This window comes from Myxococcus stipitatus DSM 14675 (genome assembly GCF_000331735.1).
Classification (GTDB): domain Bacteria; phylum Myxococcota; class Myxococcia; order Myxococcales; family Myxococcaceae; genus Myxococcus; species Myxococcus stipitatus.
On the sequence record NC_020126.1, the window covers coordinates 9,612,243 to 9,624,769 of the forward strand.

Below are 12,527 nucleotides of genomic sequence, written 5' to 3' on the forward strand. Positions count from 1 at the left end.
GGCAACACGCCCTCAGAACGTCCAGTAGAACATGGGGACGGGGACTCCTCGGAACGAGTCCACCGCCAGACTGAGATGAAGGGTGTACAGCGGCACGTAAGTCCCCACGAGCACGAAGACCCCAAGCCCGAGGACAGCCGCCAGCGCGAAGGGACCGCGTCGCGCGGAGTGAAGAACCTTCAAGGCTTGCATCGAGGAGACCAGAAAGAGAGTCCCCGGCACCACCGTCAGCAGAAACCCAATCCAATACAGCCATTCATGGCCGGGACTGGGGCTGAACGGCCCCTCGCCGCGACCCACGACACCGAGATGCGAACCCACCGACAGATAGGTCAGGACTAGCAACATGCCCACCGTGGCGAAGGTCCCCCCTGCGTAGAGCGCCATGGCCACGGAGCTGGACCAGCGCCGTTGACTCCCGAAGAACCGCAGCACGGCATGCATCACCAGCCCGAGCAGCGCGTAGTACAGATGCGGAACAAGCGTCCGCATGAACTGCTCGAACAGGGAAATCGTTGCCACCCCATACTTCACCGTCTTCATGACGCGCATGGCGCCGACGACCAATGCCGAGGCCACCGTCACGTAGGCCAGCGGACTCATGACCTCTTCCCATCCTCCGCGAGCCCATCGCTCCGCGAAGCGCCCAGGACTTCGCGCGAAGAGCCACGCGGTATTCAGCACCAACCTCACAGGAGCCAGTGCCTCCTGGGCCCATCGCGGCTCTTCTCCGTTCGCGGCGCCTTCTTCCGGGAAAGTCACTTCCACGCGAGGCGGCACTGAGAAGGACGGGGATGCCACGGACATCGGACGGCCCCCAGAGGCTTCGACCTCCGCGGGCGAGGGCCTAGGAGCAGGAATAGCCATGAGCCTCGACTCTAGGGAACGACGGAACCGCGAGCCGAACCCGCGCCCCGCCACCTCAACAGCATTCCGTTGAACAGACAACATCCCCCCACCCCGTCCCCCTCCTGACGCAGTAGAACGCGCTCCATGGACCTGGAGCTCCAAGGCAGATCCGCCCTCATCACCGGCAGCAGCAAAGGCATCGGCCGCGCCACCGCCGCCGCCCTCGCCCGTGAGGGCGCTCGCGTGTGCTTGAGCGCTCGCGGCGCGGAGGCCCTGGAGGAAGCCGCGCGCGAGCTGCGCGCCACCGGCGCAGACATCGCCACCGTCGTCGCGGACGTGGCCACCCTCGAAGGTGCCCGCGCCGCCGTCGACGCGGCCGTGCGCGCCTTCGGCACCCTGGACATCCTCGTCAACAACGTGGGCGGCAGCGGCGGCGCCGGGGCCTTCCACACCGCCACCACCGACCAGTGGACCGCCGTGCTCGACCGCAACCTCATGTCCGCCGTGTGGTGCAGTCAGCGAGCCGTGGAGGTCATGCGCGCCCAGGGCGGCGGCACCATCATCCACATCAACTCCATCTACGGCCGCGAGTACGCCACCAGCGCGCCCTACACCACCGCCAAGGCGGGCCTCACCGCCCTCACCAAGGAGATGGCCGTGGACCTCGCGCCCCACCGCATCCGCGTCAACGGCGTCGCCCCCGGCTCCATCCTCTTCCCCGGCGGAAGCTGGGACAAACGCCAGAAGGCCGACCCCGAGAAGGTCGCGAAGCTGGTCCAGGACGAGCTGCCCTGGGGTCGCTTCGGCTCGCCCGAGGAGGTGGCGGACGTGGTGGCCTTCCTCTGCTCGGAGCGTGCCCGTTGGGTCACCGGGGCCACCCTTCCCGTGGACGGAGGCCAGGGCCGCGCCTTCTGAGAGCACCGCCCGGCCACTGTGCTATGGAGGGCGCCCTCCGAATGGAAAACGCCGCGTGCTGAAGCTCTACAAGAAGGAAGGCGACAGCCTCCGCTACTGGGAGGTCTGGGTTCACGAAGGGGTGCTCACCACACACTGGGGCACCGTGGGCGAAGTCGGCGAGCAGAAGGAAGCGCCCCTCCCCCCGGACGAGGACCCCGACTTCGCCATCGCCGACGCCGCGGGCCCCCTCATCGAGGACGGCTATGACGAGCCCGAGCTCGACGCCATGGCCACCCTCCTCGTCCAGTACCCCATCGAGGGCAAGGGCACCGGCCACGACGTGGAGAAGCGCGTCGCCGTGGAGGAGCTCCTCACCGACGCCCTCGGCTGGACGGGCAACGGCGACGTGGAAGGCGGCGAGATGCGAGACGGCCACCTGCGCATCTACTGCCAGGTCATGCACACCGAGGCCGCCGTGCGCGCCGTGGTGACGGCCCTCGAGTCCGAGGACCTCCTCGACGGCGCCTCCGTGCTCCTCGCCGAAGGCGACGCCGAGCCCCGCCTGCTCTGGCCCACCGCCTCCTGAACGCACCGCGCGGCCTCGGAAGGTCTTCCCCCCGAGGCCGCCCACGCCCGCGCTACCGCCGAGCCGACTTGCCGGTGATGCGGCGCCACCAGTCGCTCAGACGCTCCGGCCGCAGGGCCGTCTCCATCTCATCGCCATCCAGGACACCATCCTCATCCTGGTCCACGCCGATGCGCGTCTCGGAGCCCTTGGGCACCAGCGTGTACGTCAGCTCCGCGCCAGGCCCCGCGCCCGCGAGCAATTGCGTCCCGCTCACCGTCTCCACGGCCTTGTCCGACTGGAACGTGCCACTGCCCAGGTACGTGAAGCCTCGCGTCTCTCCCGCGCGGATGCCCTTCACCACCAACCCCACCTTGCCCGCGTTCGCCAGCGTCATGAACTGAGCGAGCCGAGCGAGCTGCGCGGGCGTCGAGGAGACAATCGTCACCTGCTGCCCCACCGCCGCATGCGAGTCCTTGCTCGCGGGCCCCGGCGGCAACAGCGGGTCCGTGGGTGAGCCGAGCGGCAGGTCCCCGCCGGAGAAGGACAGCAGCAGCGCCACCAGGTCCGCCACGTCCTGGTCGCTCGACGGGTGGAACGGGGGCTCGGTGACGAAGCGCGCCAGCGAGTCCACGCTGCCATCGTGGATGAACGAGAAGCCCGTGAGGCTCTCCAGCTGGCTCAGCTCCAGGCCCACCTTCTCGTAGAGGTTGCGCAGCTGCGGCACCTTCAGCGAGACGTTGGTGCTGCCATCCGTGGACACGAGCGCGTGGTGCGACTCGCCCAGGGGACCCGTGGGCATCGGAACCCACGTGGTACCACTCCACTGGCTGTTCGTGCCCACCCCCGACGGGAAGGTGTGGCACGTGTTGCACGCGAAGAGCTGCTGCGCGAGCAGGTTCGGCGGACGGAACAGCGCCAGGCCCCGCGTCGCGTCGCCATTCGCCAAGGGCTGCCCCTCGGGCGCGAAGCGGCCCGTCGTGTAGTGGCCCGGCAGCGGCAGGTTCGACGGCAGCGAGTTGTCCAGGTTGCGGAACGGGTTGGGCGGGAAGGACAGCGTCGCGAGGAAGGAGCGCAGCTCGTTCATCTCCGGCGTCGTGAGCTGCGTGTCATCGCCCTGGAGCCCCTCGAACGCGGGGTTGAACTCCTCCAGGCTCGCGCGGTCTCCGCGCCAGTGCAGCGGCTCCTTGCCGATGATGTCCTGGAGCGTCTGCGTCGTCATGGGTCCCTTCATCGGGTGCCACGGCTCGAACGGGGGCAGCCCCAGCCCCATGCCCAGGTTCTGCCCCGTCAGCGCCTTCACCGTGCCGGACGGGTCACCCAAGTCCCACGCGAGCTTGTCCATGCGCGCATCCACATGGCACGACGCGCAGGAGATGTGGCCCAGGCCCGACGTCTTGTGCGTGTCGTAGAGGTGCTTGCGGCCCACCTTGATGGCGGACGGCGTCGGGTCGAAGAACGAGACGCGCGCCATCTCCCACAGCCAGCCCGCGTTCACCACGGAGATGCTCCCGCCGAAGCGGTTGAGCACGTAGAGCCGGTCTCGCACGGAGTCGTGGACGATGCCCGTGGGGCCCTCACCCACCGTCACCTGCCCCAGCCGCGTCCCACCCGGCCCCATCGCCACCACGTTGTTGGAGCCCATGCCCGTCACGAACGCCCGCGTGCCGCTCGAGTTCCAGACGACGCCGCGCGGGTCTCCCACCGACTGGTTGCGCACCGTCTGCGACACGGTGGGCGTGGCGTACGTCAGGTGCGGATTGAGGTCATGCACCACCGGCGAGGCGGGATTGTTCGGGTCCACCATCGCCATCAGCACGCGCAGGAAGCGCCCGTTGACGTTGGGCTCGAAGCGCACCTCGTTGTGCGCGTCCGTGCCCACCACCGTGACGGAGCCGGAAGGGTGCACCGCCAGCGCCATGTTCATGTTCATCAGCCGCCGGGCATAGGTGACGCCCAGCGTGGTGGTGTCGATGATGGCCAGGTCCCGGTCCGGCAAGTCCCAGCCGGTGCGGCGCCCGGAGCCGGAGGCATTCGGCCCGCTCACCAGGTCCGTCCAGTCCGCGGTGTTGTCATCCATCCACCGGCCCAGCGCGTTCTTCCGCACGATGAGCCCCACCGCGGGAGGCGGAGGATTCGCCGGGTTCTTCGCGGGAGAGAAGAGGGAGCCCGCGTTGGGCGGCGGGTTGACGCCGGCATAGGGGCCGCGCGGGTCATTCACCGCGTTGGGCGGATGGGCGGTGGGGTCCACCGAGCCACCGCCGAGGATGGTGGTGCCATTGCCCGACTCGAAGATGGCCGCATAGACGTAGCGCCCGTTCGCGCTCACCGCGAGCGCCCGAGGGTCCTCGCCCTTGAGCGCGATTCGCTGCGGCGCCGCATCCAACTGGTTGGGATTCACCACCATCACCCGGTTGACCTGGGAGCAGGTGATGAACGCGCGCTGCGGCGTGCCCGCGAAGATGACATCCGCGGGCTCGTCATCCGTGTGCAGGGTGGCCGTCACCACGCCCCGCTCCAGGTCGACGATGCTCACGCTGTCCGAGATGTGATTCACGACCCACGCCTCGGTATTGCTTCGAGCGCGAACAGAGACGGGGTCCAACCCCACGGGGATGGAATCCACCAACTCCAGGCTCCTGCGGGAGGTCAGGTCGAACACCATCAGCCGGTTGTTCGCTGTATTGACGGCGAGCAAGAGATTGCCATCCGGCGTCATCTCGAGCGGGTGAACCTGCGAATTTTCCCAATTTACAAAAGAATCATTCGCCTGAGACACACCCGGGAGCCAAGCCAAGACAACACAAAGCAAGACCGCGAGTCGTGCGACACCCACCATATCGGGGACCTCCACGTCGTGAAGAAGCGGTGCTTCTCACTGTCTTGCATTTAACAACGGGCTCGATGCAACTCCTTGCTCATCAAAATCGTGAAACGTCCTTGGCTCGCGTTCGACATTTCCTCTCACGAATCAAAGATTCGGGCTCCCTGGAAAGCGACTCGAGGCGTCACACACGCCGAGCAAAGACAAACAAGGGAACCCCACACCCCGAGGTAAAACAGAAAAAGCCGAACACCGGCTCCGTCTCCGGGCCGGTGCTCCAATCGGGCGGCATTTTTTCTGTTTCAGCCGTGAGAGCCCGGGGTCGAGTTCCCCTCAGGCCTGGGTCGAAACACACGGAAGAGGAGCGCGATGGAAGGCACCACCGTGAGCGCGCCGATGACGACCGCGACCAGCAGCACGCGCTGAGTCGAGGCGCTGGAGGCGGCGCTGCTCAGCGTGATGTCGGGCACCACCAGGTACGGGTACTGGGACGCGGCCCAACCCAGGACGATGAGCCCGGCCTGGAAGGCCGCGGCCAGCCGCGCCCACTGGAAGCGCCGCGTCCACAGCAGGGCGAAGGCCGTCACCGCCGCCACCGCCGTGGCCCCGTGCAGCGCCAGCGCGAAGGGAGAGCGCAAGAGGCCCTCCCACACCCGAGGCGCGCCGCCGCGAGCCAGGAGCAGCACCACCAGGGCCGCGAGGAACACGGCCACACCCGCTCCCAGGGCCCGCCGACGGAAGTCCTCGCGCAGGCCCTCCGAGTGGGCCTCGTGGGTGAGGTACACCGCCGCCAGGAACGCGAAGAGGGTCAACGCCAACACACCCACCGCCCAGGCGAAGGGCGACAGCCACGAGGCGAAGAAGCCGCTCACCACCACGCGTCCCTCGACGCGGATGTCCCCGCTCGCCACCGCGCCCACGCACATGCCCAACAGCAGCGGCGCGACGACGCTGGCGATGCTGAAGACCAGCCCCCACTGCCGCTCCGCCGCGTAGCCGCGCAGGTCATAGGCGCGGAAGGTGAAGGCCGCGCCCCGGAAGACGATGCCGAGCATCAGGAGCGTGAGGGGGACATGCAGCGCCACGCTCAGCGCCGCGAAGGCGCGAGGGAAGCCCGCGAACATCAACACCATGCCGACGATGAGCCAGACGTGGTTCACCTCCCACACCGGCCCCATCGCGCGGGCGATGAGGGTGCGCTGCTCCGCCTTGCGCGGGCCGGAGGCGAACAAATCCCACACACCGCCACCGAAGTCCGCGCCGCCGAAGAGGGCGTAGAGGACAAACGCCCCCGCCATCACGAAGCCCAGCATCGCCTCAGTGGACATGGGCGTCGTCCTCCTTCACGCCTCGGCCCGTCACCGGCCCCTCGTCGCGGTCCGGCATCGTGCCGGCCACCTGGCGCTTGAGCAGCGCCACCACCACGGCACCCAGCAAGAGATACACGAGCGTGAACGTCCAGAACGGCGCCGCCAGGTGGGGCACGGGCGTCACCGCGTCCGCGGTGCGCATGACGCCTCGGACAATCCACGGCTGGCGGCCCCACTCGGTGACGAGCCACCCCGCCTCCAGCGCCACCAACCCCAGCGGCCCCGCCACCAGCCAGGCCCACATCATCTTCCGGCCGGAGGGCCAGGCCTTCTTCCGCCACCGATAGACGAGCGTCACCAGCGACAAGAGCGCCATGGCGCTGCCCGTGGCGACCATCACCTGGAAGGCCGCGTGCACCTTCGCCACCGGAGGCCACGTGTCGCGCGGGAACTCGTTCAGCCCCCGCACCTCCGCGTCCGGGTCCCCGAAGGCCAGGATGGACAGCGCCTTGGGGACCGTCACCCCGCCCAGGCGCAGCGGCGCGCCGCGCTCCGTCTCGAAGTGCGACTCCATCGCCGCCAGCTTCACCGGCTGCGCCTTCGCCACGTGCTTGGCGGACAAGTCGCCCACCAGTGGCTGGAGCAACGCGGTGACACACGCCAGTGGGAGCGCCACCGACAGCGCCTTGCGATGGAATGCCGCACCCGGATGACGCAGCAGCACGAAGGCGTGGATGCCCGCCATGGCGAAGGCGCTCGCCTGATAGCAGGAGAGCAGCACGTGCGCGGTCTGGTACTGCCAGCCCGGACTGAACATCGCCACCAGCGGCTGCACCTGCGTGGGCCCGTCGGGCGTGGCCACGAAGCCGGACGGGTCATTCATGAAGACGTTGACCAGCGTGACGAAGAACGCGCTGGCCGCGCCGCTCACCGCCACCATGATGCCGGAGAACAGGTGCAGCCCCGGCGACACCCGCTCGCGGCCGTAGAGGTAGATACCCAGGAAGATGGCCTCGGTGAAGAAGGCCACGCCCTCCAGACTGAAGGGCAGCCCGATCACTTCACCGTACCGGCCCATGAACTCCGGCCACAGCAGGCCCAGCTCGAACGACAGCACCGTGCCGCTCACCGCGCCCACCGCGAAGAGGATGGCCGTCCCCTTCGCCAGCTTGTGGCTCAGCGCCACGTAGTCCGCGTCACCCGTGCGCCGCGCCTTCCAGTCGCTCAACACCATGAGGACCGGCAGCGCCACGCCCGCCGCCGCGAAGACGATGTGGAACGCGAGCGACAGCCCCATCTGCGCCCGCGCATAGAGCAGGTCCGTCATGGACATCAGAATGCGTTATGTTTGATTTATTTGTATTTAGAAATTCTACTCGCCAGACAAAGCCGCACCGGGTGCCCCTCGGGGAGGCACGAGTGTCTGGACGGAGTTCTTCGCCACGGCGGTGGCCAGCGTGGTGGCGAAGATGAGGATGAGCTTGCGGCCCAGCTCCACGCCCACGGGCCGCTGCTCGGCGTTGGAGGCCAGGCGGTCCGGGTGCTCCCACGCGCGCTGGAGCGCCTTGCGCCGCTTCCTGCGCATCACCTCCGCGCGGTGACGGGAGCGATAGACGGCGAAGCCCACACCCGCCCCCACCAGCACCATGGCCACGGCGCCCGCGGCCACCAGCGCGCCGGAGTGCTGCTGGACCTGGTAGCGGACATCCAGCATCCGCCCGCGCCGGCGCTCCAACTCCTCCAGCGTCAGGAGCAGCTCGTCCCGGATGCGGTCCGCCGTCGCCTCCACCTGCCTGCGGTCATCCATGCCCTGGGTGATGCGGTGGTCCGCGTGGCGTTGACGCTCCGACAGCCCGTTGCCCCCTCGGCCGTTGCCATTCATTGCAGCGTCTCCCGCGTGAGGTGGTAGTCGAGCTTCAAGCGCTCCTGGGTGTGCAGCATGGGCTTCTTGGGCAGGCGCTTGACGCCCACCATCAGCAGCCCCGCCGCGACGGCGAGCAGCACCACGCCCACCAGCAGCACGCCCAGCGCCGCGCCCACGGGCAGCGCCAGCCCCAGCGCCACGAAGAGGACGGAGAGCGATACGAGGACCAGCACGGCGCCAGCCCCCAGGAGGATGCCCGCGGTGCGCGCCATCTTCAGCTCGTCCCGCAGCTCCTTCTTGGCGTGCAGCACCTCCGCGCGCACCAGCAAGCGGGTCTCCGCCAGCGCATGGCGGACGAGCTCCGCGGTGGACAGCGACTCCAGTTGGCTGCGCTCCAGGCGCTCTGATTCGAGGTCCACGGCTCACCTCTCCCGCACTCGGGAAGCAGGGCCTTGCCGGGTACGCGCCCGTCCGCTCGGACGGCACCTGCCCCCACTCCTCCGGACAAGGTGAGCAGGGCGAACGAGCGCGAGAAGCCCACCTGGAAGTACAGGACCGAGGCGCGCCTGGCCGCCTGCCCGAAGGCCGGCTCAGCGGCGGCGCTGGTGGGCCAGGGCGGTGGCCAGCGTCTCGCGCACCTGGTGCGCCCGGAAGAGGCGGTCCGCGGTGTCGACGAGGTTCTCCGAGTACAGCACCTGCTTGCGCAGCCGCGCGGGGATGGCGCGAGTGCCCAGGTGCGCGCCAATCAGCGCTCCCGTGAGCGCCGCGGCCACGTCCGCCTCACCGCCGCAGCGCAGCACCAGCGCCACGGCCTCGCGGAAGTCGTGCGGCACCTTCAGCGCGGCGTACAACGACGTCAGGAGCACCGGCACCACGTGCGAGGGCAGCCCGTCCACGCCCTTGAGCTCGCTGGGGGGCACCCCCACCCGACGCAGCTGCGTGAGCGCGCGCGTGGTGTCCCACGTCAGCAGCCGAGGCAGGTGCCGCACCTCTTCCGCCAGCCCCTTGTCGTGCACGGCCGCCGCCAGCGAGAGCTGCTCGCAGAACGCGGCGGGCGTCAGGGGCTCCTCCTCCATGCCCAGCGCGGCGGCCTGCGCGAACGCGGCGGCGGCGGCGGCGCAGACAGGGTCCTTGTGCGTGATGACGGTGAGCACGCCCGCGTCATGCGGCAGGCGCGCGCGCTGACCGCTCTCGAAGAGGCCCACCACCAGCGCGCGGCTGAGGACGGACGGGCACAGCGTGCCCAGGGGCGCGCCCGCGCTCATCCACGGCGAACCGCCGGACAGCCGCTGGAGCGACTCCGCGAGGCTGCGCGGCGGCTGGAGGATGATGCCCTCCTGCCACAGCCACGCCAGGTGCGCCGCCGCGCTGCGGCCCTCGACGCGGCCCTCGCGGATGACGCTCTCCGCCGCGGCCAGCAACAGCTGCGTGTCGTCGCTGAACTGGCCCTTGGCGAACTTCCCCCGAGGCCGAGGCGCGAAGTCCTCAGCGAGCCCAGGCAGCCGCGCGAGGCTGGCCGGTGGGATGCCGCGCAGCGGGAAGCCGAGCGCATCTCCAATGGCGAGCCCCACGAACGCCGCATGGAACCTGTCCTGGCGCTCGGAGGGAGTCAGCGACATGGAGTCGAGGAGATTAACCGAGGCTCAGGGCCGGGCGGACAAAGAGAAGCACGTGAATCGCGTGAAACGCGCACGGCTTCCGGTGAAATGACACGCGTGGGGACTTGACTCGCGAAGGAGGACTCCACTCACGTGTCTCACGCGAGCGGCTTCGGCCCCGTGCAGCAGGACACACGCCGTCATCACCGTCCACCTTCCTTGGCTCGTGCCCCGCCCGCCGTCGCGCGGGGGTGGGCTGACTACCGCAACCGGCATGGGGCGGCAAGCCCGAGCACCCCGGGGACCTCGCGCACCTGCACACGTGTCCAACTCCGGAAGCTTGCGTGCGTGCGGCTCGCACGGAGCGCAAGGCACACCCGGCATGTCCAGGTGGCAGCGACGCGCGGGAGTCGGCACACGCGCCGTCACGCGTCAGGCGTCGTCGCGTCCCAGGTTGACGACGGCTTGCAGCCGCGCCACCACGGCCTCCGCGCCCTGGTGCAGGTGCGTCCCGTCCCAGAGTGCGGGCACGGAGTGGCCACCGTGCAGCGTCCAGTCCAGCTCCGCCTGTGCATACGCGAGGTTGCGGAACTCGACGCGGTCCTCCAGCGCGTGGTCGACGACGTAGCGCCGCGCCACGGCGGAGGGCTTGTCGGCGATGCGGTGGAACAACTCGAGCGTGGAAGAGGTCATGGCGTCGACACGGGGAGGAAGAGCGCCGCCAGGTCCTTGCGGGAGCGGCCCACCAGGTCCGCCAGTGTGTACCGGTCCAGCACGGCGAGGAAGGCCTCTCGCGCCTCGGAGAGCACGCCCTTGAGGCCACACGCCGGCGAGATGGGGCAGGTGTTCTTCTCGCGGTTGAAGCACTCCACCAGCTCGAAGTCGGGCTCGGCCGCGCGCAGCACCTTGCCCACGCGGATGTCCTTCGTCGCGCGCGCCAGCATCACGCCGCCGGAGCGCCCCGCCTTGACCTCCACGAAGCCCTCCGACGCGAGCGTCTGCACCACCCGCACCAGGTGGTGCTTGGAGATGCCGTACGCGTCCGCCAGCTCCTGCGTGGAGGCGAGCCGCTCCGGCCTCGCGGCGAGGTAGAGCAGGACACGCAGCGAGTAGTCGGCGTGGAGGGTGAGGTGCACGTCAGCGAGCTCCCGAGGCCTCCGCCCTGGGGGTGCTCGGCAGGAAGACATCCGCGTGGAGGTCCTTCAGCGCGAGTCCCGAGAGGAAGAGCTTCTTGCGCAGGGATAACACCAATCCGGAGTCCCCGCAGAGGAAGGCCCGGAAGCCCGCGGGCTTGGGACACTCCGCGCGGAGGAGCACGTCGAGCGCGCCCTCCGCCACGTCCCGGCTGCCGCCCGTCAGCACGCTCGGCCGGTAGTGGAAACCCGAGTGACGACGCGCGAGTTCCCGCAGCTCCTCCGTGAGGTAGAGCCCCTCCGGCGTGCGCGCGCCCTGGAAGAGCCAGATGGGTCCGGTGTGTCCCGACTCGAGCGCGTCACGGACGATGCCGTACAGCGGCGCCAGGCCCGTGCCCGTGCCCGCGAGCAGCAAGGGTTGCTCGAAGCGGCCCGGAACATAGAAGCAGCTTCCCGCGGGGCCCTGCACGGCCACGGCGTCTCCCGCGCGCGCGTGCTCCGACAGCCAGCCGCTCATCAGTCCGCCCGGGATGCGGCGCACGTGCAACTCCAGCAGCCCCTCGCGCGGCAGGCTCGCCAGGGAGTAGCTGCGGGCGAGTCCATCCTCCCGCAGCAGCGACACGTACTGCCCCGCCCGGTAGTCCAGCGGCGCGGAGGTGGACAGCCTCACGCGCAGCACGCTCGCGGACAGCGGCGTCACGGAGTCGATGCGCGCGGGGACTCGCAGCGCGTCCGCGCCGGAGACCTCCAGGCGCGTGCCCGCGGCGGGCTTGCAGACACACGCGAGGAAGTAGCCCTGCGCGCGCAGCGTGTCCTTGAGTCCCACGCGCGCGGCGTCCGGCACGTCGCCGGAGGTCGCGCGCATGAGGCAGGACTGGCACGCCCCCGCGCGGCAGGAGTTCGGCACCGCCACGCCCTGGCGCAGGAGCCCGTCCAGCACGCTCTCCTCGGGCTCGAGCGGATACCACTTCGACTCGTGCTTCACCTGGGTCATGGACATGGCGTGCCTCCTGGGGGGTTCAGCGGTTGAGCACGTCCGCGCGAGCCCCACCCGCGATGGCCAGCACCTGCGCCACCAGCGGCGCGGCCACGCCCAATTCCTCCAGCGTGGCGCGCAGGTGCTCCACCACCGCGTCGAAGTGCACGTCGCCGAGGCCGCGCTTCACCAGGTGCGCATGGCCCGCGCGCATGTCCTTCCCCGAGTAGCTCGACGGCCCGCCCGTCACCATCGTCAGGAACGCCTTCTGCTTCGACGCCTGGCGCTCCATGTCCACGTCCTCGAAGAAGTGGCTGATGCGGTCGTCGGACAGCACCTTCCGGTAGAACACCTCCACCGCCGCCGCCATCGCCGGCTCCCCGCCAATCTGCTCGTAGACGCTCTTCTGCTGCGCAGCCGTGCTCATCGCATCCGCTCCTTCGCCCGGGTCGGGTTTAAAGATGCATTTCAAATGCATCGTTTGACAGAGAGGGTCAACTGAAGGAGAGAA

General features: G+C 69.5%; 13 protein-coding genes. 2 read left to right on the forward strand and 11 right to left on the reverse strand.

What is annotated here, in order from left to right; translation table 11 throughout:
- Positions 1–12: 12 nt before the first annotated feature.
- On the reverse strand, positions 13–603 hold the full coding sequence (locus MYSTI_RS37265) for a hypothetical protein (RefSeq protein WP_015353030.1): 591 nt from the start codon (positions 601–603) through the stop codon (positions 13–15).
- Positions 604–993: 390 nt separating this feature from the next.
- Here MYSTI_RS37265 and MYSTI_RS37270 point away from each other — a divergent pair, with 390 nt between their 5' ends.
- Both MYSTI_RS37270 and MYSTI_RS37275 read left to right on the forward strand, forming a co-directional pair.
- Positions 994–1,764 carry an SDR family NAD(P)-dependent oxidoreductase gene (locus MYSTI_RS37270; RefSeq protein ID WP_015353031.1) on the forward strand — a complete coding sequence of 257 codons (771 nt, stop codon included), beginning with the start codon at positions 994–996 and terminating at the stop codon, positions 1,762–1,764.
- Between the two features lie 55 nt (positions 1,765–1,819).
- Entirely contained in the window at positions 1,820–2,332 is a 513-nt protein-coding gene (locus MYSTI_RS37275) for a hypothetical protein (RefSeq protein WP_015353032.1), read from the forward strand.
- 52 nt (positions 2,333–2,384) lie between these two features.
- On the opposite strand, the gene MYSTI_RS37280 is transcribed toward MYSTI_RS37275, so the two are convergent.
- The 10 genes from MYSTI_RS37280 to MYSTI_RS37325 form a co-directional block, all read right to left on the reverse strand.
- Positions 2,385–5,030 carry a YncE family protein gene (locus MYSTI_RS37280; RefSeq protein WP_044282564.1) on the reverse strand — a complete coding sequence of 882 codons (2,646 nt, stop codon included), beginning with the start codon at positions 5,028–5,030 and terminating at the stop codon, positions 2,385–2,387.
- A gap of 407 nt (positions 5,031–5,437) precedes the next feature.
- Complete coding sequence (locus MYSTI_RS37285) at positions 5,438–6,463, reverse strand: cytochrome d ubiquinol oxidase subunit II (RefSeq protein WP_015353034.1); 1,026 nt, start codon at positions 6,461–6,463, stop codon at positions 5,438–5,440.
- Entirely contained in the window at positions 6,453–7,778 is a 1,326-nt protein-coding gene (locus MYSTI_RS37290) for a cytochrome ubiquinol oxidase subunit I (RefSeq protein WP_015353035.1), read from the reverse strand. Before MYSTI_RS37290 ends, MYSTI_RS37285 begins: the two co-directional genes overlap by 11 nt.
- Positions 7,779–7,817: 39 nt before the next feature.
- Positions 7,818–8,327 carry a hypothetical protein gene (locus MYSTI_RS37295; RefSeq protein WP_015353036.1) on the reverse strand — a complete coding sequence of 170 codons (510 nt, stop codon included), beginning with the start codon at positions 8,325–8,327 and terminating at the stop codon, positions 7,818–7,820.
- A complete protein-coding gene (locus tag MYSTI_RS37300; RefSeq protein ID WP_015353037.1) occupies positions 8,324–8,728 on the reverse strand; it encodes a phage holin family protein in 405 nt (134 codons plus the stop codon). Before MYSTI_RS37300 ends, MYSTI_RS37295 begins: the two co-directional genes overlap by 4 nt.
- Positions 8,729–8,899: 171 nt before the next feature.
- Entirely contained in the window at positions 8,900–9,928 is a 1,029-nt protein-coding gene (locus MYSTI_RS37305; protein WP_015353038.1) for an ADP-ribosylglycohydrolase family protein, read from the reverse strand.
- Positions 9,929–10,339: 411 nt separating this feature from the next.
- Entirely contained in the window at positions 10,340–10,600 is a 261-nt protein-coding gene (locus tag MYSTI_RS37310) for a hypothetical protein (protein ID WP_015353039.1), read from the reverse strand.
- Positions 10,597–11,043 carry an RrF2 family transcriptional regulator gene (locus MYSTI_RS37315; protein WP_015353040.1) on the reverse strand — a complete coding sequence of 149 codons (447 nt, stop codon included), beginning with the start codon at positions 11,041–11,043 and terminating at the stop codon, positions 10,597–10,599. Before MYSTI_RS37315 ends, MYSTI_RS37310 begins: the two co-directional genes overlap by 4 nt.
- 1 nt (position 11,044) lies before the next feature.
- The gene (locus MYSTI_RS37320; RefSeq protein ID WP_015353041.1) at positions 11,045–12,040 is read right to left on the reverse strand and encodes a 2Fe-2S iron-sulfur cluster-binding protein; all 996 of its coding nucleotides are present in this window, start codon (positions 12,038–12,040) and stop codon (positions 11,045–11,047) included.
- A 19-nt stretch (positions 12,041–12,059) separates the two neighbouring features.
- Positions 12,060–12,443, reverse strand: a complete 384-nt coding sequence (locus MYSTI_RS37325; protein WP_015353042.1) for a group I truncated hemoglobin — start codon at positions 12,441–12,443, stop codon at positions 12,060–12,062.
- Between the last annotated feature and the right edge of the window lie 84 nt (positions 12,444–12,527).

What these genes read in the sequence shown, in the direction of transcription:
- MYSTI_RS37265 (WP_015353030.1), bottom strand. Translation starts at nt 603, where the DNA reads ATGAGTCCGCTGGCCTACGTGACGGTGGCCTCGGCATTGGTCGTCGGC.
- MYSTI_RS37310 (WP_015353039.1), bottom strand. Translation starts at nt 10,600, where the DNA reads ATGACCTCTTCCACGCTCGAGTTGTTCCACCGCATCGCCGACAAGCCC.
- MYSTI_RS37285 (WP_015353034.1), bottom strand. Translation starts at nt 6,463, where the DNA reads ATGTCCACTGAGGCGATGCTGGGCTTCGTGATGGCGGGGGCGTTTGTC.
- MYSTI_RS37270 (WP_015353031.1), top strand. Translation starts at nt 994, where the DNA reads ATGGACCTGGAGCTCCAAGGCAGATCCGCCCTCATCACCGGCAGCAGC.
- MYSTI_RS37280 (WP_044282564.1), bottom strand. Translation starts at nt 5,030, where the DNA reads ATGACGCCGGATGGCAATCTCTTGCTCGCCGTCAATACAGCGAACAAC.
- MYSTI_RS37320 (WP_015353041.1), bottom strand. Translation starts at nt 12,040, where the DNA reads ATGTCCATGACCCAGGTGAAGCACGAGTCGAAGTGGTATCCGCTCGAG.
- MYSTI_RS37290 (WP_015353035.1), bottom strand. Translation starts at nt 7,778, where the DNA reads ATGTCCATGACGGACCTGCTCTATGCGCGGGCGCAGATGGGGCTGTCG.
- MYSTI_RS37325 (WP_015353042.1), bottom strand. Translation starts at nt 12,443, where the DNA reads ATGAGCACGGCTGCGCAGCAGAAGAGCGTCTACGAGCAGATTGGCGGG.
- MYSTI_RS37295 (WP_015353036.1), bottom strand. Translation starts at nt 8,327, where the DNA reads ATGAATGGCAACGGCCGAGGGGGCAACGGGCTGTCGGAGCGTCAACGC.
- MYSTI_RS37305 (WP_015353038.1), bottom strand. Translation starts at nt 9,928, where the DNA reads ATGTCGCTGACTCCCTCCGAGCGCCAGGACAGGTTCCATGCGGCGTTC.